The 20,163-nt window shown below is 42.9% G+C and carries 21 protein-coding genes; 14 read left to right on the top strand and 7 right to left on the bottom strand.

Translation table 11 applies throughout. The annotated features are described in order from the left end of the window. Positions 1-6: 6 nt before the first annotated feature. The 7 genes from rodA to hslO all read left to right on the top strand — a co-directional run bounded on the left by rodA (position 7) and on the right by hslO (position 6,644). Positions 7-1,134 (top strand): rod shape-determining protein RodA, encoded by a 1,128-nt coding sequence (rodA, locus tag L6421_RS03315; protein WP_237263186.1) that lies wholly within the window; start codon positions 7-9, stop codon positions 1,132-1,134. Between the two features lie 192 nt (positions 1,135-1,326). After that, on the top strand, positions 1,327-2,523 hold the full coding sequence (locus L6421_RS03310; protein ID WP_237263185.1) for a D-alanyl-D-alanine carboxypeptidase family protein: 1,197 nt from the start codon (positions 1,327-1,329) through the stop codon (positions 2,521-2,523). Positions 2,524-2,726: 203 nt separating this feature from the next. Further along, positions 2,727-3,617 carry a D-amino-acid transaminase gene (dat, locus tag L6421_RS03305; protein ID WP_237263184.1) on the top strand — a complete coding sequence of 297 codons (891 nt, stop codon included), beginning with the start codon at positions 2,727-2,729 and terminating at the stop codon, positions 3,615-3,617. 77 nt (positions 3,618-3,694) lie between these two features. Next, complete coding sequence (locus L6421_RS03300; RefSeq protein WP_237263182.1) at positions 3,695-3,979, top strand: YbeD family protein; 285 nt, start codon at positions 3,695-3,697, stop codon at positions 3,977-3,979. 33 nt (positions 3,980-4,012) lie between these two features. Then, positions 4,013-4,633, top strand: coding sequence for a lipoyl(octanoyl) transferase LipB (gene lipB / locus L6421_RS03295; RefSeq protein ID WP_446033473.1), 621 nt, complete (start codon positions 4,013-4,015; stop codon positions 4,631-4,633). Between the two features lie 79 nt (positions 4,634-4,712). Then, positions 4,713-5,720 carry a lipoyl synthase gene (lipA, locus tag L6421_RS03290; RefSeq protein WP_237263180.1) on the top strand — a complete coding sequence of 336 codons (1,008 nt, stop codon included), beginning with the start codon at positions 4,713-4,715 and terminating at the stop codon, positions 5,718-5,720. 51 nt (positions 5,721-5,771) lie between these two features. Continuing rightward, on the top strand, positions 5,772-6,644 hold the full coding sequence (gene hslO / locus L6421_RS03285; RefSeq protein WP_237263177.1) for an Hsp33 family molecular chaperone HslO: 873 nt from the start codon (positions 5,772-5,774) through the stop codon (positions 6,642-6,644). Between the two features lie 96 nt (positions 6,645-6,740). Here hslO and L6421_RS03280 read toward each other — a convergent pair whose 3' ends face one another. From L6421_RS03280 to yaaA, 3 genes are all read right to left on the bottom strand, one after another. Next, the gene (locus L6421_RS03280) at positions 6,741-7,145 is read right to left on the bottom strand and encodes a hypothetical protein (protein ID WP_237263176.1); all 405 of its coding nucleotides are present in this window, start codon (positions 7,143-7,145) and stop codon (positions 6,741-6,743) included. Between the two features lie 45 nt (positions 7,146-7,190). Next, positions 7,191-8,096 (bottom strand): Dyp-type peroxidase, encoded by a 906-nt coding sequence (locus L6421_RS03275; protein WP_237263175.1) that lies wholly within the window; start codon positions 8,094-8,096, stop codon positions 7,191-7,193. 119 nt (positions 8,097-8,215) lie between these two features. Then, positions 8,216-8,992, bottom strand: coding sequence for a peroxide stress protein YaaA (gene yaaA / locus L6421_RS03270; RefSeq protein WP_237263173.1), 777 nt, complete (start codon positions 8,990-8,992; stop codon positions 8,216-8,218). A gap of 162 nt (positions 8,993-9,154) precedes the next feature. On the opposite strand from yaaA, the gene L6421_RS03265 reads away from it, so the two are divergent. Together L6421_RS03265 and L6421_RS03260 are read left to right on the top strand one after the other, a co-directional pair. Further along, positions 9,155-10,018, top strand: coding sequence for a bile acid:sodium symporter family protein (locus tag L6421_RS03265; RefSeq protein ID WP_237263170.1), 864 nt, complete (start codon positions 9,155-9,157; stop codon positions 10,016-10,018). A 292-nt stretch (positions 10,019-10,310) separates the two neighbouring features. After that, a complete protein-coding gene (locus L6421_RS03260; protein WP_237263168.1) occupies positions 10,311-10,523 on the top strand; it encodes a cold-shock protein in 213 nt (70 codons plus the stop codon). Positions 10,524-10,668: 145 nt separating this feature from the next. Here L6421_RS03260 and L6421_RS03255 read toward each other — a convergent pair whose 3' ends face one another. Continuing rightward, entirely contained in the window at positions 10,669-10,935 is a 267-nt protein-coding gene (locus tag L6421_RS03255) for a hypothetical protein (protein ID WP_237263166.1), read from the bottom strand. Between the two features lie 119 nt (positions 10,936-11,054). Beyond that, positions 11,055-11,777 carry a pseudouridine synthase gene (locus L6421_RS03250; protein ID WP_237263165.1) on the bottom strand — a complete coding sequence of 241 codons (723 nt, stop codon included), beginning with the start codon at positions 11,775-11,777 and terminating at the stop codon, positions 11,055-11,057. A gap of 135 nt (positions 11,778-11,912) precedes the next feature. Here L6421_RS03250 and L6421_RS03245 point away from each other — a divergent pair, with 135 nt between their 5' ends. Next, positions 11,913-12,368: a PAS domain-containing protein gene (locus L6421_RS03245; RefSeq protein WP_237263163.1), complete on the top strand. Its 456-nt coding sequence runs from the start codon at positions 11,913-11,915 to the stop codon at positions 12,366-12,368. 30 nt (positions 12,369-12,398) lie between these two features. Here the strand turns inward: L6421_RS03245 and murU are convergent, their stop codons facing one another. Both murU and L6421_RS03235 read right to left on the bottom strand, forming a co-directional pair. Then, entirely contained in the window at positions 12,399-13,148 is a 750-nt protein-coding gene (gene murU, locus L6421_RS03240; RefSeq protein ID WP_311195291.1) for an N-acetylmuramate alpha-1-phosphate uridylyltransferase MurU, read from the bottom strand. 33 nt (positions 13,149-13,181) lie between these two features. After that, positions 13,182-14,228 (bottom strand): aminoglycoside phosphotransferase family protein, encoded by a 1,047-nt coding sequence (locus L6421_RS03235; protein WP_237263162.1) that lies wholly within the window; start codon positions 14,226-14,228, stop codon positions 13,182-13,184. 115 nt (positions 14,229-14,343) lie between these two features. Between L6421_RS03235 and L6421_RS03230 the strand changes: the two genes are divergently transcribed. From L6421_RS03230 to rsmA, 4 genes are all read left to right on the top strand, one after another. After that, positions 14,344-16,674, top strand: coding sequence for an LPS-assembly protein LptD (locus L6421_RS03230; protein WP_237263161.1), 2,331 nt, complete (start codon positions 14,344-14,346; stop codon positions 16,672-16,674). Positions 16,675-16,740: 66 nt separating this feature from the next. Continuing rightward, positions 16,741-18,042 (top strand): peptidylprolyl isomerase, encoded by a 1,302-nt coding sequence (locus L6421_RS03225; RefSeq protein WP_237263158.1) that lies wholly within the window; start codon positions 16,741-16,743, stop codon positions 18,040-18,042. A 175-nt stretch (positions 18,043-18,217) separates the two neighbouring features. Next, complete coding sequence (gene pdxA / locus L6421_RS03220; RefSeq protein ID WP_255695498.1) at positions 18,218-19,210, top strand: 4-hydroxythreonine-4-phosphate dehydrogenase PdxA; 993 nt, start codon at positions 18,218-18,220, stop codon at positions 19,208-19,210. A gap of 70 nt (positions 19,211-19,280) precedes the next feature. Next, on the top strand, positions 19,281-20,114 hold the full coding sequence (rsmA, locus tag L6421_RS03215) for a 16S rRNA (adenine(1518)-N(6)/adenine(1519)-N(6))-dimethyltransferase RsmA (protein ID WP_237263154.1): 834 nt from the start codon (positions 19,281-19,283) through the stop codon (positions 20,112-20,114). Positions 20,115-20,163 lie beyond the last annotated feature (49 nt).

The following is a 20,163-nucleotide window of genomic DNA, read 5'->3' as shown; positions in this document are numbered from 1 at the left end:
TTCACTATGAAATTAGATGACGTTCAACCACAACAAATGTACCGCAAGAATAAAGGCTTGTTACATGCCTTGCACATTGATGGTTGGCTATTACTTGGTCTTTTACTGCTACTGACCACCAGCGCCGCAATTGTTTACAGTGCTTCAGGCGGTGATGAGGCCGTTATAACTCGCCACCTCATCCGTGTAGGATTTGCTTTGGCTTTAATGCTTGTCTTTGCACAAATCCCCCCCAATATCATCTACATATTCACACCCTGGCTATTCTTATCCGGTATCTTAATGCTGATTGCCGTTATTCTTTTTGGGGATATCGGTAAAGGCGCACAACGCTGGTTGGATTTGGGGCCGGTTAAATTTCAACCTTCCGAACTAATGAAACTGGTTCTACCGATTACCGTGGCCTGGTTATTTGCACATAGCCAATTCCCGCCCAGCTTCCGTCGTTTATTGATGGGAGCGATGATTATCGCCCTAACCGCCAGCCTAATCGTGGTGCAACCTGACTTAGGAACTTCACTTCTGATCGCCATGAGTGGTTTATTCGTGCTGTTCTTCGCCGGCTTGCCCTGGAAGGTTATTTTAGCGGCAATCACCACAACCGTTGCCAGCGCCCCCATTGCTTGGCATTTTATGCACGCTTACCAAAAACAGCGAGTGTTAACCTTTTTAAATCCTGAGTCAGACCCTCTTGGCAGTGGTTATCATATCATCCAATCTAAAATCGCCATTGGTTCTGGTGGTATTCAAGGTAAAGGCTTTTTGGGTAGCACCCAAGCTCACCTCGAATTTTTGCCGGAAAGCACAACCGACTTTATCTTTTCGGTACTTTCCGAAGAGTTTGGTCTGTTGGGTGTCATCATGCTGTTGGTACTCTATTCGTTTGTGATTGCACGAGGCCTATATATCGCCTCTCAAGCGCAAGACAACTTCACTCGCCTGGTCGCTTCAAGTTTAACCATGACGTTATTCGTCTATATCTTTGTCAATATCGGCATGGTAAGCGGCCTGTTACCGGTAGTAGGTTTACCTCTGCCACTTATCAGTTACGGTGGTAGCTCATTAGTCACCCTCATGATCAGCTTTGGCATATTGATGTCCATACACACCCATAAACGCTTGCTGACCGATTAGTTTTCACCGTTGCAAAACACAACCTACCAGGCCTGGTAGGTTTATTTCACCAGTGAAAACTCGTTGCAATTCATAGTTTTTCAAGCTTGTGTCATTTAGATTTAATCCAAAATATGTTAGATTACTCCTTTTTTACAAGTCTTCAAAGAACTTGAGATTCAAACCCATAACCGTAGGGAACTAGACGCAGCTATGCTTACTCTAAAACAGACAATTACGCTTTTAACGCTAAGTTTTTTTAGCTTAATTCAAATGGTACAAACGGTTTCCGCTGAAACCTTACCTACCCCTACCGCACCAACTCCACATGTGATTCCGTCTGCTCCAAATATTGCGGCCAAAGCTTTCTTGGTGATTGATTTCAACAGCAACCAGGTTTTAGCTGAAAAACATGCCCATGACCGTATTGAACCGGCAAGTTTGACTAAAATCATGACCGGGTATGTTGTCATCAACGAGCTTACTAACGGCAATATGAGTCTTGATGATATGGTGACCATCAGTAATAAGGCATGGAAAATGCCTGGTTCAAAGATGTTCATTGAAGTGGGTAAACAAGTTTCCGTTAAAGACTTAATGAAAGGGATGGTTATCCAATCAGGCAATGATGCGAGTGTGGCATTGGCAGAACACATTGCCGGTAGTGAGGAAGTCTTTGCTCAGCTGATGAATAAGTACGCTAAAAGCTTAGGCATGAACGACACCCATTTTGTCAATGCGACCGGTTTACCGGATCCTGAACATTATACGACAGCGAATGATTTAGCGATTTTAACCAAGGCGTTGATCTCTAAATTCCCTGAAGAGTACAAATGGTATTCTGAGAAAAAATTCACCTTTAACGGCATTACTCAGTACAACCGCAACAAACTGTTATGGCAGGATTCTACGGTTGACGGTCTAAAAACGGGGCATACCGAGTCAGCAGGTTACTGCCTGGTTTCTTCTGCAAAACGTGAAGACACCCGTTTAATCACCATTGTCCTAGGTACGGAAAGTTCTAAGATGCGTATTCAAGAAAGTCAGAAGCTACTTAATTATGGCTTCCGCTTTTTTGAAACACATAAACTATATGCCTCTAAACAGCGACTAAATGACATCAAGGTTTGGGAAGGCACCCGCGATTTGATCGGCGTCGGTTTAGACAAGGATTTATACATCACGATTCCACGTGGTCAGTATAAAAACATTAAAATTGAAAGTTCGGTTCACCCGGAGATTAAAGCTCCGATTGAAGAAGGCCAAGAGATGGGTATGCTAAATATCTCTTTAGGTGATAAAGTCATTGTCGAACAACCTCTAGTGGCTTTAGATGCGGTTGAAGAAGGTTCATTCTTTAAAAAGATTATGGACCAGTTCAAATTATTTGTAAGTTCTGTTATTGGTTAACCCAAATCAATAAACCCAGATAACAGGCTACCTTAAAAGAGGTAGCCAATCCAAAACACTTCAACCCCCTCTTTTTATCCAGTAATTTAAACCGCTTTTTAGTTATCTCCAAAAAGATACTGGATTATAATTACGCCATTATTTTAAACACCTTTAAGCTGATAGCAGCTTACTCATCATTTAACGTCATTACAGGAAACATCATGACCAATAGCGTTAGCCAACAAATCGTTTATTTAAATGGAAGCTTCCTTCCTATGGCGGAATCTCAAATTTCTACGCAAGATCGTGGTTTCTTATTTGGTGATGGTGTTTATGAAGTCATTCCGGTTTATCAGCGCAATATCTTCCGCTTTGAGGAACATTTACAACGTTTAAAAAACAGCCTACAGGCGACTAGCATTGTTAACCCTTTCAGCGATGACGAATGGCTAGAAATACTGGAAAACCTAGTGGCTAAACATCCATGGAATGACCAATATTTATATCTGCAAGTTACCCGTGGCGTACAGATGCAACGCGACCATCTACCGGCCGATTGCCTCACACCAACGGTTTATGCATATACCAATCCATTAAAACCGGTTGCACAAAACATCATTGAAAACGGAATCAAGGTCGTTACCTTAGAGGATATTCGTTGGTTACGTTGCGATATTAAGGCCATTACTTTACTACCCAATGTGATGATGAAATTAGCCGCTAAAGCCCAAGGTGCGGATGACGCCATTTTGGTCAGCCGTGAAGGCGTGGTTTCCGAAGGTACCGCAAGTAACACGTTTATCGTCAAAGACGGCACTTTGATCACCCCGCCAAATAGCCACTCGATTTTGCCTGGCATCACACGCATGGTCATAGAGTCGATTGCCGAACAACAAAACATGCCTATTGTTGAAAAACAGATCAGCTTGGAAGAGTTGAATTCGGCTGACGAAATCTGGCTGTCCAGTTCGACCAAAGAGGCGCTTCCCGTCACACAGTTAGACGGCAAAATGGTTGGCGATGGAAAGCCTGGTAAAGTGTGGTTACAAATGCATAAGTTTTTTCAAGAGCATAAACAACAATTCATTCAACAACTGAATGATGCGAACTGATTTACCTTATTAAGTAAGAAATAATCGTTTGGATATATTCATTTAAATTTTCGAATTGAAATCTATTAGGTTAAGTTATGACAAAAGATTTACATACCCCCGACAATGAATCCTTGATTGAATTCCCATGTGACTTCAGACTTAAAGCTATGGGAAAAAATAGCGAATCCCTTGTAGAAGTGGTTTATGAAATCGCTTGCAGATACGCACCCAACACCCCAAGAGATAATATTCATATCACCAACTCTAAAGGGGGAAAATTCATCTCGGTCAATGTCACGATATACGCCACCTGCTTGGAACAAATCCACGGTATTTACGGTGATTTGAAAAAACACCCTGAAGTGCTTATGTCGCTTTAATGGCGGCAACTTCTTGTTTCCATGACCATGTCGATGATTATCAAAAACCTGGGGCAACAGCCTTACCAGGCCTGCTGGCAAGCCATGCAGGAGTTTACCGATAATCGCAATGAAAACACCCCAGATGAACTTTGGGTGGTTGAACACCCTCCTGTTTTCACCCAAGGATTAAACGGCAAAGCCGAACATCTGTTGCAGCAGACCGATATCCCCATCGTACAAACCGACCGAGGCGGACAGATCACCTACCATGGTCCAGGACAAAGTGTGGTTTATGTTCTGGTGGATTTAAAACGCAATCAATTAGGGGTGCGGGCGCTTGTTACAGCGTTAGAGAACAGCATTATTGATTACCTGGCGCAACTAGGCATTGATTCCAAGGCACGTGCCGATGCGCCCGGCGTTTATGTCGAGGGCAACAAAATCGCATCATTAGGACTTAAAATCCGCAGACAAAAAAGCTATCACGGCCTGGCTTTGAACGTAAACATGGACTTATCCCCTTTCCAGAAAGTAAACCCTTGTGGTTTACAAGGCATGCTCATGACCCAGGTCGCCGAATTAGTCAGCCCAAAAAATTGCCCTAGCAATGAACAAGCAGGCCTGGCTATCGCCAAGATTCTTAGCCACAGAATCAAGACTTTAAACCACTAAATTCTAATCCTTAATACGAATCCTTGCTCCTAATCCTTTATAATACCTCCTATTATTCGCTTAGAAACTCGTAAAACTTATGTCTAACCCTCCACAAATACAAGAAATTGGCATTGATGCTATCGGCAACCGTAAAAGTTTGAAAGAACAACTGCAAGCTATGCCAAAGGGTCAATATAAAACCAAATCACTGAAGCATCGCCCAGACCCAACCGCGGATAAACTTCAAAAACCGCGTTGGATTAAAGCCAAGCTGCCCAAAGCAAAAGACATGCATCGTGTGACTGAGCTGAAGAACATTATGCGTGAAAAAGGCCTGCACTCTGTTTGTGAAGAGGCTTCTTGCCCGAACTTAGGTGAATGTTTTGGCCACGGCACGGCAACCTTTATGATTATGGGCGACATCTGTACCCGCAAATGCCCGTTCTGCGATGTCACCCATGGCCGCCCAAAACCGCTTGATCGCAATGAGCCAAAACACTTGGCTGAAACCGTCAAAGCGATGAACTTGAAATATGTGGTGATAACTTCTGTTGACCGTGATGATTTACGCGATGGCGGTGCTCAACACTTTACCGATGTCGTTAGCGAACTGAGGACGAATTTGCCTAACTTGCGAATTGAAACCCTGGTGCCGGATTTTCGTGGCCGCCTGTCAGTTGCCTTAGAAACACTTTCGCAATCTGCGCCTGACGTTCTCAACCACAATCTCGAAACCGTACCCCGCTTATACGAAGAAGCCCGTCCTGGCGCGGATTACCAGGCCTCGTTAGATTTGTTAAAACGTTTTAAAGCGATGAACCCCGAGGTGGTCACCAAATCTGGATTAATGGTCGGCTTGGGTGAAACCATGGAAGAACTCCTGCAAGTCATGCGTGATTTAAGGGCACATGATGTTGAAATGTTGACGGTAGGCCAATATTTACAACCTAGCGACTTCCATTTAGGTGTGAAAAAGTATTGGACACCGGAAGAGTTTAAGCAAATAGAAGATGAAGGTTATGCCATGGGCTTCAGCAATGTGGCATCCGGCCCAATGGTGCGTTCATCCTACCACGCGGACTTACAAGCGAAAGAACTTGCTTAAGCATTCAAGCAATGAAATAAAACCACTAAATATTAATTTACGAGAACCACTATGTCACAAGTCAACACGCTAAACGCTGTGCAACGCTTTCTATTCAAAGAGCTGAATATTCGTGGCCAACACATCCAGCTACAACAAAGCTGGCAGAAGATGATTGAAGAGCGTCACTATCCACCGGCGATAATCAAACTGCTAGGTGAATTGACGGCCATGTCGGTTTTAATGGCCAACGGCATGAAGCACGAAGGACGTATTACCCTGCAAGTTCAGGGGTCAGGACCTATCACCTTATTGGTTGTCGATGTCACTCACGACCTTAAAATCCGTGGTGTGGCCAAAACCAATCAAGCTATCACCACCGAGACAACTTTGGATGAGCTGTTAGGCGATGGTCAGATTCTCATGACGCTGGAAAACACGCAAACCCAACATCATTTCCAATCTTACGTGCCTCGCGAAGGCGACACGGTTGCTGAAGCGTTTGAAACCTTTTTAAGCCAATCAGAACAACTACCTTCTAAAATCTGGTTGGCCGCTGATGAAACCAGTTTGGGCGGCGTGATGATTCAAAAAATGCCTGAAACCGATGGCCATGATGAAGATGGCTGGGATCGAATTTTGCAGTTGACCACGACGGTAAAAGATGAAGAGCTCACCACCCTTCCGGCGGAAGAACTGTTGCACCGCTTATTCCATGAAGAAGTATTGGAGTTATTTACCGCTGAAGAAGTGGCTTATGAATGTCCAAAAGATGAAGAGCGTGTCACCAATATGCTTAAATCATTGGGAGAGGCTGAGGTACGTCACATTCTTGAAGAGCAAGGTGAAATTGTGATTCATAACGAAATGTGCAATTTCCATATGCGTTTCAATAAAGAAGATATTGATGCGCTGTTTGCGGAGGAAAAACCGACCGTTCAATAATCGACATTAATCGATTAAACGGTTACCCAACTCGATTATATTTTTACCAGGCCTGGTTGATTCAATTCGATTGCCAACCAGGCCAAAACATATCAGTTATAAATACCCAACACCCGCCAAGCCCTTATACATCAGAATTCCAGCTATTGGCACGATGATGACCAAGCCTAAAAAATAGACGGTCAGCACACTGCCATCACCTGGCTTATGGCCTAAAATACCAAATAGCAACGCGACGGCAAGCATAAAGAGCAGCACAGAACCTGCAACCTCTATCCAGTAAACCGAATTGTCGGTTATCCAAAAATGTGCCAACACCATTGCTGAAAATGCCAGCGATGACCATAAGGTTTTTCGCCAAACCGCACCTTTTTCATCGATTTCATAAACCAGGGCCACCACAAACGCGACACCTATAATCTGCAAAACACCCCAATCTAAATACTTATAGGTGGCAACCGCGGATACCAAAACCAATAAAGCGACTATAAAACCGAACATCAACTCACCTCTCTAACAGTTATTTTTAGCTTAAAAAGTTCAAGCTTATTTGAGCATGGTTTGTAAATCTTCGACGGCCGGCGCAAACCAGTAAGAGCCAGACACCGCTTTTGAATAGTTGAGCAACTGGTCAATCATGCCGTCATCCGCCAAACCATACATACTTTCCAATTGGCTAGTGAAACGTTTCAATTCACAAGCAAACGCCAAAAACATCAAGCCGTTTTCTTGCACGGTTCCATAAGGTGCAGAACGCCGATAGATTTTCATGGCTACACCATCCACCTTCAAGTCGGTACGGCTAACGTGCGAGTCCGGTGGCATGGCATCACCCTGCAACTCTTCGTTTTCTATCTTGGTTCTACCCACAATGGCTTCTTGGCAGTGCACGGGAACCTCTCCCCACTTATCCATATCATGCACCCACTTCTCACTTAATACCAGGCTTCCGCCCTCACCAGGTTGGCCTTTTGGGATAACCGCCGCTGCACGTTTTAGTTCGTCTGTTTTCGGGTTGGCAGTGCCATCTTCAAAGCCAATCAAGTCTTTTTTATGATGATAATCGAAGCCTTGTTGCTCAAGGGTTAAATTGGCAATTTGTTTCATAGCGTGATGAATATGCATTGCGGCATCAAATACATCGCCGATATCCTCACCCTGTAGCCAAAAGAAAACATCCGCTTGGGTGGCCGCGGCAATATGCCCTTGCTTGCCTTTTATTTCGGTAAAGTCTTCTAGTGTCGCAGGCGTCCAGTTAGATTGCAGTTTCTGCCAGGCCTGTTTACCAAAACTGACTACCAAAGTCAGCTGTTCTGACTGTTCAATCTCCAACGCCTTGCTGATGGCTTGTTTGATTAAGACAATATTATCGCTGGTCAAAACATATTCCAAAAAATGCATATGACGTTCATTTTCATTGAATATTCCAGCTTGCGGTGTCTTATTGTTCATAAGAGGCTTTCCCTGTCTTGTTTGATGTTATCTGCTTGGATTTATGAAACATCAATATTAAATTAATGAAACAAAAAAACCAGCATTTTTGCTGGTTTGTGCTGTTACTTAGTCGCGCTTCACGCTTCCACTTTTCGGGTAAAGACCCAATCGGTTTCAGAAGACATTTGCGGGTCAAATTTATAGCCGTCGGTATCGAAGTATTTTAACTCTTCTGCATTTTCAACTTGATGATCCGCTGCATAACGCGCCATTAAACCACGCGCTTTTTTGGCATAGAAACTGATGATTTTATATTGTCCGTTTTTCCAATCTTTGAAGATGGGTGTAATGATTCGAGCATTAAGCTCTTTTTTCTTAACCGCTTTAAAATACTCATTTGACGCTAAGTTAACCAAGGTATTGCTGCCTTGTTCCGCCAGTAATTTATTTAATTGTTGAGTGATTTTACTGCCCCAAAAAGCATATAAATCCTTGCCCTTCTGATTGGCAAATTTTGTCCCCATCTCTAAACGATAAGGCAACATATCATCACAAGGTTTCAATAAACCATATAAACCAGACAAAATCGCTAAATGCTTTTGAATATAATCGATTCCGTTGGCATCCAGAGAATACGCATCCAAACCTTGATAAACATCGCCTTTAAACAACCAGGCAGCCTGTTTGGCCTTGCCTGCTGGAAAAGGTAAGTTCCATTCCTGAAAACGCTCGTAATTCAGTTCAGAAAGTTTTTCACTGATATGCATCATCTGGCCGATTTCAACAGGGCCAACCCCTTTCAACTCATCAATTAATTGCGCGGCTTCATCCAATAAAGCCCCCTGAGTATGTAGATTCGTTTGTACCGCAGAAGTTTCATCTAAAGCCTTTGCCGGTGAGACAACCATTAACATGTGAAAACCCTTTACTTTATCCAGAATAGCTCAAATTATAAACGATGCAATGCCAGACTTGGTTTGTAAAGATTAATTAAGATGATAGATTTTTTGATCAGTTCGAATACAATGCCACATCAATAACTACCAATAATCATCAATTTATCAATAGGAACCTCTATGTCACCCGACCTATTAACCAAAGTCATTTTGCCGCTATCACTTTTCTTGATTATGTTTGGCATGGGATTATCCCTCAAGATTGCCGACTTCAAAAACGTCGTTAAATCGCCTAAAGCGGTTGCTATCGGCTTGATTGGGCAAATGCTTATTCTACCGTTGGCGGCATTCATTATCGCGATTGCGCTGCAACTTCCACCCGAAATTGCGGTTGGTTTGATGATCATTGCACTTGCTCCTGGCGGCGCAACCTCGAATATGTTCACCTATCTATCCAAAGGTGATGTTTCTCTCTCTATCAGCCTTACTGCGGTAGTGAGTGTCATCACCCCGTTTACCATTCCTGTTATGGCCGCCTTGAGCATGAGTTTTTTCATGGCAAACAGTAGTGAGTTTAGCCTGCCGGTTATAAAGACCATTGTGCAATTACTGGTCATTACCGTGATACCGGTCGCTATAGGCATGTTTGTCCTCTCTCGCTGGTCAAACTTTGCCGGCAAATTGGAAAACTTCTTAAAATGGTTCTCGGTATTATTCTTGATTCTGATTATCGCCCTAATCGCGATGAAGAATAAGGATGAGATGCTGAACTTCTTTGCACAAGCTGGCCTAGCTACTTTATTGTTGAATATTGTCGTGCTAGTGATTGGCTACCAAATGGCTAAGTTGGCCAGACTGACCCATGCGCAAGCCGTTTCCATTGGATTTGAGGTGGGAATCCAAAACGGAACCTTAGCACTGTTAGTTGCCGGTAGCTTAATAGGCAATGAAATCATGATGATTCCTGCCATAACCTATTCATTAATTATGTTTTTTAGTGGTGCGGCATTTGGCTGGTGGATTAACAAACACAACAACCGCTAAGCCATCAAGACAAACAATAAACACATAAAACCGTTTTATTTCAACAAATTAGAAGAAAACACAGCCTAAGAAATAGGTTCAAATTATTTTTTAGGATGTCATATTAATTTCACTTTTAATCTTACTAAATGTGTATATAATGATTGACGTAAGATTAAATGCTTTTATTTTTGTTTTTCCATTTCGGCCGGTTTTTCGTTTCGCTCTGATCTCCATAAGTAACTGCACTATCTTCAGAATGTCCGCCTGATTATCAGGCATGTTTTACTTATGAAAAAATTAGGATTAGATTATGTCTACCACTACTGGCACCGTAAAATGGTTTAACGAAACAAAAGGCTTTGGTTTTATTGCACAAGATTCAGGACCTGATGTATTTGCTCACTTCAGTCAAATTGAAGGATCTGGCTTCAAAACTCTAGCAGAGGGTCAGAAAGTTCAGTTCACTGTGACTCAAGGTCAAAAAGGACCTCAAGCAGAGAACATCGTTGTTGTTGAAGGTTAATTCTTTCCAATAACCATGACATAAAAAAGGCCTGCATATGCAGGCCTTTTTGCTTTTGTGGTGCTTGTTTGTATTTACCTTACATGACACACACCACTTATCTTATATACTAAAAGTTATTCACTATCCAGATATAAGCACACACTTAGATAGCGTCTGGAGTCAATTCAACAGACTCTAAGAAGTGGCGTAGCTTAGTGATTTCAGCCTTATCCGCCAACTCATGTCCATGATGTGGCAATCCTAAAACAATCTCTTGATCTTTTAAAAACACTTTCGCTTTGTTGCTATTTGAAACTTCAATCGTCGCTCCAAAATGCTCTAATGCATGTGATAATTTTTTCCAATCAATATTCGTTGCAATCGGATGAGCAAATACTTTTTCGATAAGCGCTTTGTGTTTATGACTCATTTAATAATCCTTTCTATTTATTTTGTTTGCTTAATTGGGTTGATTTCATTTTATAACTCTAACCGATAAATCCAAGTCTTATCCGATTAAAAGTTATTTCAAATTAAGCACAAAATTTCTTAAACCTCATTAATCGAGTTTTCGATTGAATCCTGTAATAATTTAATCTGTTCGTCATCCAAAACCCGATTCTCACCTAGTGGCAAACCCAATAGCTCAAACTGCATGATTTTAATTCGTTGCAAACGTAAAACTCGATAGCCTAAAGCCTTACACATTCTTCTAATCTGCAAATTCAATCCTTGTCTCAAGCTGATTTCAAAAACGGTTTTATCTTGGTATTCATCAACAAAATCCACCTGACACGGTAAAGTCACGGTATTTAAAATCGGCACACCATTAGCCATCTTGATCAGAAAATCATCTGTAATCGATTTATCAACCCAAACCCGGTAGACTTTTTGATGATGGTTCTCTGCACGCATAATTTTATTGACGCTGTCACCTTGATTTGTCAATAACATCAATCCTTCCGAAGCTTTATCTAAACGCCCTACCGCAAAAACACGTTGCGGAAATTGAACGGCCTGCTCGATATTGTTTTTGACCGATAAATCATGGGTACAAACCACCCCAACTGGCTTGTGGTAAAGCAAAAATATCGGTGCTGGAATCGTTTCAATCATTTCACCCTTCACCATCACTTGATCCCCAGCCTGGATTTTCATGCCCAAAGAGGCCGGTTGTTGGTTTACCAACACCTGGCCAGACATAATCAGGCAATCCGCCTGTTTTCGTGAGCAAACCCCCATTTCACTTAACCACTTATTGATACGAACCATACTTTAATTATTTTTATCCACACTATTAAAAAGGTTTTATGGTATTAAAACGAAATCTTGTTACACTTCGCTAATTATTATGTCCATAACCGCACACACCGTGCCGACGATAGATGATTTTCCAAGGATTAAAAAGTGAAAGACAACATTACTGTGACTGACAACGAGTTTTTGATTCCAGAAGGTATGGTCATTATGTCAGAAACGGATTTGCGCGGCACGATAACGAAAGTCAACGATGCATTTGTGCATTGTAGCGGCTACTCTGCCGATGAGCTCTTGGGACAACCTCATAGCATCCTTAGACATCCCGATGTTCCAGCAGGTGTCTTTGCCGATATGTGGAAAACCATTCAACAAGGTCGAAGCTGGTCACAAATCGTTAAAAATCGCCGTAAAAACGGCGACTATTATTGGTTAAGAGCCAATGTCGGACCGATCAAGGATGAGGCCGGCAATCTGGTTGGCTACATTTCGCATCGTATGCGCTGCTTTGGCCAAGAAAAAGAGATCATGATGGAACTTTACCAAGATGTGGTTGATGGCTATCTAAGCATTAACGGTGGGGAGATTGGTATTCCTGAAGCATAATATTCAGGACAACACCCTTTTAGCCAAAAGTCAGTCTTGAGCAATCCAGCGTTCCGTTTCGTGCAAACGCTCTAATGTCCCCACATCAGACCATAAGCTATACTGAACTTCTCCGCTTAATAAACCGTTTTCCATGGCTTGACGAAGAATCGGCGCAAGTGGAATGAAATCCACACTCATGCCATCAAAAAGTTTAGGGCTCAACACACTCAAACCGGCGAAGGTCAACTCACCTTGAGGCTCTACCAAAAAGTTTTCATCAAGCCCAAAATCCCCTTTTGAATTATGCTCTGGACTTGGCACCAAGACTAAATGACCTAACGATTGATACTGTTGTCGTTTATCTGTTTCTAAATTGGTGTCATTAGCGGCGACTAAATTTTGGGCGATATCGACCAGGGAATCAAATTCCATCTCACAATAGACATCGCCATTCAGCAGCAAAAAAGGTTGCTCGCCAAGTAGCGGTAACGCATTGATAATCCCCCCTGCCGTTTCCAACCCGCCTTCAGGTTCAGGAGAGTAATGAATCCGCACATTCCAACGGGAACCGTCCCCAAGTTGCTGCTCGATTTTATCTCCTAGCCAGGCATGGTTGATTACAATCTCTCGAACCCCCGCTTTTGCGAGCTTTTCAATATGATATTCAATCAAAGGCTTGCCGCATAAAGGCACTAAAGGTTTTGGTGTGGTGTCGGTTATGGGGCGCAAACGCTTACCGCGGCCGGCAGCCAGAATCATCGCTTTAATCGTTTTTTGATTTGAGGGCTTTGAATTCACGATTATTCCTATCTTCTGGATGAAAAAAGCTTGTTAACGGTTGATTTTGGCTAATTCAGGCAGCACTTTAGCCTCTACCAAATCAACCAAAGCGTGTGTTTCTGAATACTTGCTTCCAACCTTTAGCAGATAATCCAAGGTTAAAGGAATGTCATTTAAATAACCGTCTTTGCCATCACGATGGAATAGTCGGGCAAAAATCCCAGATGCTTTCAGATGGCGTTGAATTCCCATTAAGTCCATGGACTTTTGAAATGCAGACCATTCATCACGGTGCAACAGCTGAGTTTGGCAGAGTTGTAAGAAGTAATCACGCTGCCACTCCACCACCTGTTCCTGCGGCCAAGCGATATAGCAATCGCGCAGTAAAGAGACCGCATCATAAGTCAAAGGCCCCTTGACCGCATCTTGAAAATCGAGAATACCGGGATTACGCATCTTTGGATGGCTATTATCCAAGACCATCAAGTTACGGCTGTGATAATCACGATGCACATACGTTTGCGGCTGTTTTAAAGCGGAATGGACTAGCGTCTGTTGCACATCCTGCCAGGCCTGTTGCTCAAATTGATTCAAACCGATTTCCAGATGTGTGCCCAACAACCAATCTGAAAACAGTGACATCTCGGTCATCAACAGTTTTTCATTATAAGCAGGCAAGTCTAAAGCGGCTTTATCCCCTTTGGTTTGTAAAGCAACCAATGCAGTTAAAGCATCACCATATAGTTGATCTACAGTCTCGTCCTCTGCAGCCTGCAATACCGAAAGATACGTGGTATTTCCAAGGTCGGTTAACAATAAAAAACCTTGATTCAAATCCTGTTCCAATACCTCTGGTACCGTTAAGCCCATTTTTATCAACTGTTCGGATACCGCAATGAATGGACGACAATCCTCATGCTCCACAGGCGCATCCATGATTATGAAGCTGTTATGGTCGGATGTCCCTTGGACTTCGATTCTAAAATATCGTCTAAAACTCGCATCACTCGATGCTGGGACAGGTTCGGTTAGGTCGCAATCTTGTAAAATCGGCAGGTTTTGTAACCAATCCAACATCATTTGAAATCTTTCAGTCATTCGCTAAATACTCGGTTAAAATAAGCAGTTCGTGAATAATTAATGATTCTCTATTAGATGTCAAATTATGCGTCACATTTTAATAGTGCCTAAAGTAATTAAAAATAGAACAAGCATGACAATCAAAAACACAGTTACCTCTCACATTCGACTAAATACAATACTGTGTTTGCTCTGTTTTTTCCCTCACCAGGCCTGGTCAGAGGATTATAAAACGGTTCAAGTCGGTGAAAACATCCATACAACCAACCCTTGCGCTCCACAATTGATTGCAAAGCCTCAAAAAATCACCGCTAAAGATCCAAAGCAAACAAATCCTCCGCAACATATAGAAGCCGATAGCCTGTTACAACCGAGTAAAAATGAATATCTGCTACAAGGGCATGCCAATTTAAATCAACCAGGCCTGGTGGTGTTGAGTGATGAAGCGGTTCTCAACAAACAGACTCAAACCGCGGTTTTCAACGGACATGTTGAGCTTCATCAACCGGAACTCATCATTACCGCAGATAACGCGCGCGTTAATAACCGACAAGAAACCGCCGTTCTGAACAACACACGTTATCAGATTCTTCCTAGCCGAACCCATGGCAAATCAAAAAACATTCAAATAGACCAAAAAGCGCAACAAGCCGCGTTAGCAAGAGCCAGCCTAACGACCTGTAAGCTTAATTCAGATCAATCTGTCGACTGGGATCTGAAGTTTGATGAGTTGACCATTGATAATAAGACTCGCCGAGTTGTCGGTAAAAACACCACCCTATACTTTAAAGACATCCCTATTTTCTATACCCCGTATTTTGACTACCCTTTGGATGACCGTGCCAGCGGCTTGCTGTTCCCGGAAATTGGGAGCTACAAATCGTTGACCCAAAACGAGTCGAACCAATATGTCAAAATGCCTTACTACTTCAATATCGCCGCTAATATGGACGACACCCTAACGGCAATCCCGATGACTCAACGGGGCTTGGCGTTGGAAAATGAATTTAGATATATCGCCAGAAACAACGACATTACTCACGGTGCGAAAATCACCCTAACCGGTTTACAAGATAACCTGACCGCTTCTGAAGGCATTGTGTCGAGCGATTTGGATGGTAATTTGATTTACGGAGACAAACGTTCCGAACGTTGGCGAGCGAGCATTGAAGCCAACCAAAACTGGGGATATGGTTTCAGCAGTACCTTAAACTGGGATGAGGTCTCCGATGAAAGTTTCTTTGCAGACATTCCAGTGCAGAACAATTTAAAAACCGCGACCCAAAAGCAACGTAACGCCCAAATCAATTATAAAGACAACGCCTTTAGCGCTTACATTCAACTCCTGAGCTATCTACGTTTACAAAATGCGGCCATCAACTATGAAAAACGCCCTGAAATAGGCGCAAGTTATGCAAAATATCTAGGCAATTTCGATTTTGAAATCGCCGCAACCGTGACTGATTTTGTCACTCCAGTTGCCGTTACCAATAAATATGAGGCGGTACGTTTTCATACCGCCCCAACATTGAGTTACCAGATTCAAAACAGCTATGCCCACCTTAAAACCACCTTGGTGGCGAACCAAACCCAATACAACATGCGTGATGACGGCTTCAATGAACCAAACCAAAACACCATCACTCGTTTTATCCCTCAAATGGCGGTACGAGGTGGTCTAATTTTTGAACGTGATTTTGAGTTTAACAAACAGAACTACATTCAAACTCTTGAACCTGAAGTTCAATATTTGTACACCCCATATGAAGACCAATCGAATATCACATTGTTTGATACGGCTGACCGCAGTTTGGACTTTAGCAACCTATTTGCGCTGAACCGTTTTACCGGAGCGGATCGTATTGGTGATACCCGTCAGGTTTCGGCGGCTTTGACCTCTAAACTACTCAGCCCACAAGGACGTCCAATCGCCGAAGCCGGTGTAGGACAAATCGCCTATTTAGAAGACCGCAGAGTCACCTTAAGCAACATCCCAGAAACCGACAAGGTTTCTGATATTTTTGTCAAATTAGGGCTGAACTTCAATGAGTGGTATTTTGCATCAACAACCCAGTTAGACAGTCACGACCAACACTTAACCAATGCCAACACTCGCTTAAAGTGGCAACGAAATGATGATTTAGCTCTTCTCAACCATACCTTAAACAATCAAGGCACCGCCTTTGAAACCGAGATGCTTTCCTTTGGAGGTTATACCAAAATCAACTCTAAATGGGACCTTGGGATTTACAGCAGTTATGACTTACGTGAAGAAGATTTTTATGAAATGCAATTGGGATTACGCTACGACAGTTGCTGTTGGGCCGCAGAATTTATTGCAGAACGTACACAACTTGAAAATGGCTTGTATAATGACGGAATTCAAGTGCAATTTGAACTTAAAGGTTTAAGTTCTTCTGGCTCTAAATTTAAACAAGCTTTAACCGAAAAACTCAATTTTTAACGAGATGTTGATACCTGAATTTTCATGTTTATTAGATGACATTCAGGTTCCTTTAAAGGCAAACGCATGAAAAAAACGCTTCATTCAATTCTGTTTTCACTTTTCACCAGTTTAGCGATTGTGGGTTCATTTAACTCAAACGCTTTAGCAGAAGATGTTCTGCTCGACAAGGTTGTGGCCGTCGTCAATGACCGCGTGATTCTTAAAAGTGAATTAACCGCCAAGATGTATGAGCAAGCCCAAGCTCTTGCCGCCCAAAACATTCCGGTTAATGATGCCCAGGCACTGCAGCAAAAAGTCTTGGATAGCTTGGTTTTGGAAGTGTTGCAAGAAGAGCGTGCCCAACAAATAGGCTTAACGGTGGGTGATGATGAAATTAATGAGCAGATGCAAAAAATCGCTGAACAGAACAACTTATCTTTACTCGAATTACGCAACCGTCTAAATCTTGAAATGGCGGATGGATTTCAAAAAGCACGTCAAAAAATCAAACAACAATTGTTGATTCAGAAATTAAGAGAAGCAGAAGTCATCAGCCAAGCGCATGTGACGGAAAGCGAGATTCAAAATTACTTGAAGCGCCAACAATTGGCTAAAAAGAATGTACGAGTGAAACTCAGCCACATTCTCATCGCCTTGCCTGAATCGGCGACCCCGCAACAACGCGAAAAAGCCTTGAATGAAATTCAAAACATCCAAAAACGTATTCAAGCTGGTGAAGACTTTAGCCAACTGGCGGTACGCTACTCTAATGGGGGTAAAGCCCTGACTGGTGGTGACTTAGGTTGGATGAATGAAGAGGAGGTTCCGACCTTTTTTGCCGATGCTTTAGAAGGTTTAAAGGTGGGTGAAGTGAGCCAAATCATCCAAAGCGCGAGCGGCTTCCACCTTATCAAACTGACCGATAAACAGGATAGCGGCGCCGCAGCGGTGATTACCGAATATCACCTTTATCGCTTTATTGTTTTGAGCGATGATGTCAACCGTAGCCAAATCCCAGCTAGCTTAATGAAACTTTCTGAGTCGCTCAATAGCATGCAGGATTTCCAAGAATTATTTAACAAATACCCAGACATCCCAGCTGAAGTCAATGCTGACAGTGACCTAGGTTGGCGTACCATCGATAAGATTCCAGCCGTCATTCGTGAAGATGTCGCCAACTTATCCATCAAAAATGCGTTACCTCCGTTGGCAACCGACAAAGGGTGGATGATTCTGTATTTAGATGATGTTCGTGAAACCAGTACCGCCAATGAAGATGAAACTCAAAAAGCGATTCAGGCGATTCGTATTCGTAAGGCGAATGAAATGTTTGATTTATGGTTACGCCGTTTGAAGGATGAGGCGTTCATTCAGATTCAACCATAACGCACATAACTCGGCCTACTTTAAAAAGTCGACATACTAATAACCGAATGACATTAAAAGCAGAGTGTTCAACAGCCAATTCATGAATGAATCGCTTTGGCGTGAACGCCCTGCTTTTTAGCTTAGAAAGCCTGTCATGACCAGGCCTGGTTAGAACCCAAACAGAATAATGGAAATGAAAATGACACAACGTTTAGTGATTACTTCTGGCGAACCTGCCGGGATTGGCCCGGACTTAGTACTGCAACTCGCCCAAAAAGACTGGCCGGTTGAATTGGTTGTGATTGCCGACAAGGCCTTGCTTGAACATCGTGCTAAACGTTTGGGGTTAGAGGTTGAGTTCATCACCTATGATGCCAAAAAACCGGCTCAGCCAAGTAAAGCCAAGACGTTAAAATTAGATGAGATCACAACCCAGCAAGCGGTTGTGGATGGGCAGCTTAATCCGGCTAATGCCGATTATGTCATCAAAATGCTTAAACGAGCTATTCAAGGTTGTTTACAACATGAATTTGCCGGCATGGTCACTGGCCCGGTACATAAGGGCGTGATTAATGAAGCCGGTTTGCCGTTTACCGGGCATACCGAACTATTAGCTGAAGACAGCAATACCAAGCAAGTCGTCATGATGTTAGCGACACCAGGTTTACGGGTTGCATTGGCCACCACCCATCTACCTTTAGCGGATGTTCCAAAAGCCATTACCCAACCGTTATTAACCGATGTTTTGAATATCACCCACCACGCTTTAAAAACCCAGTTTGGTATTGAAAACCCACACATCCTCGTGACAGGACTCAACCCGCATGCCGGTGAAGGTGGTCATATGGGACGAGAAGAGATCGATGTGATTGAACCGGTGTTGGAAAATTTGGGTAAACAGATGCATCTCAGCGGTCCACTGCCTGCAGACACCCTATTCACCCCTAAATACCTCGAACAAGCCGATGCCGTTTTGGCGATGTACCACGACCAAGGCCTACCTGTTTTAAAGCACATGGGCTTTGGTAATGCGGTAAACATCACCTTAGGTTTACCGTTCATTCGCACCTCAGTCGACCACGGTACTGCGCTTGATTTGGCCGGGACGGGTAAAGCGGATGTACGTAGCTTTGAATATGCCATTGAAGTCGCATTACAAATGGCAAACGGACAACATTCAAACTAATCACTTAAACCGCAAGGCATTGAAAACGGGTGTAAAACACGGGTTCAAGTAACGCAATACTGGAAATATTATGGCAAGAAACAACGGTAGCCGTCCCTCAGGGCATAAACACAAAAAGCAGTTTGGACAGAACTTCCTAAATAATGGACGTGTCATCGATCAAATTGTGGCGGCTATCCGTCCTAAGCCGGAAAATCACATGGTGGAAATCGGTCCTGGTGAAGCGGCCTTGACCACACCATTAATCGATGTCGTGAAACGCATGGATATCATCGAGATCGATAATGACTTGATTGGACCGTTAAAGATTCGTTTTGCCAGTAAACCTGCGTTCAACTTACATCATACGGATGCCTTGGCGTTTGATTACTCGACTCTTTTAGAGTTTGAACCTGATCAGCCGTTACGTATTGTGGGTAACCTACCCTACAATATTTCTAGCCCGTTAATGTTTCACCTGCTGAAGTTTAGTGACCATATTCAAGACATGCATTTTATGTTGCAAAAAGAGGTGGTCGACCGCATCACCGCCGAACCGGGTATCAAAGCCTATGGTCGCTTGAGTGTTATGATTCAATACGCTTGTGAAACAGAATACTTATTTACAGTAGGCCCAGAAAACTTTACCCCACCCCCAAAAGTCGACTCTGCCATCGTTCGTTTACTGCCCTATAAAACCAAACCTTTTGTGGCCGATGACGAGGCCGATTTTGCCGAGTTGGTTAAACAAGCTTTCAGCCAAAAGCGTAAAACCTTACGTAACACCTTGAAAGGCTATTTGGAAGTTGAACAGATTGAAGCTTGTGGCATTAATCCTACTGCAAGGGCGGAAACCGTCAGTGTCGAAAAATTTGTGGAATTGGCCAATCTTTATCACCAAATTAAATTAAAATCGGGACAATGATACCCCGTGCAACAAAATTGTATAAACCAATAAATTTAAGCTTAAACAG

The sequence above is a fragment of the Thiomicrorhabdus immobilis genome (assembly GCF_021654855.1).
Lineage (GTDB): Bacteria > Pseudomonadota > Gammaproteobacteria > Thiomicrospirales > Thiomicrospiraceae > Thiomicrorhabdus > Thiomicrorhabdus immobilis.
This window is presented reverse-complemented; position numbering and strand designations above follow the sequence as displayed.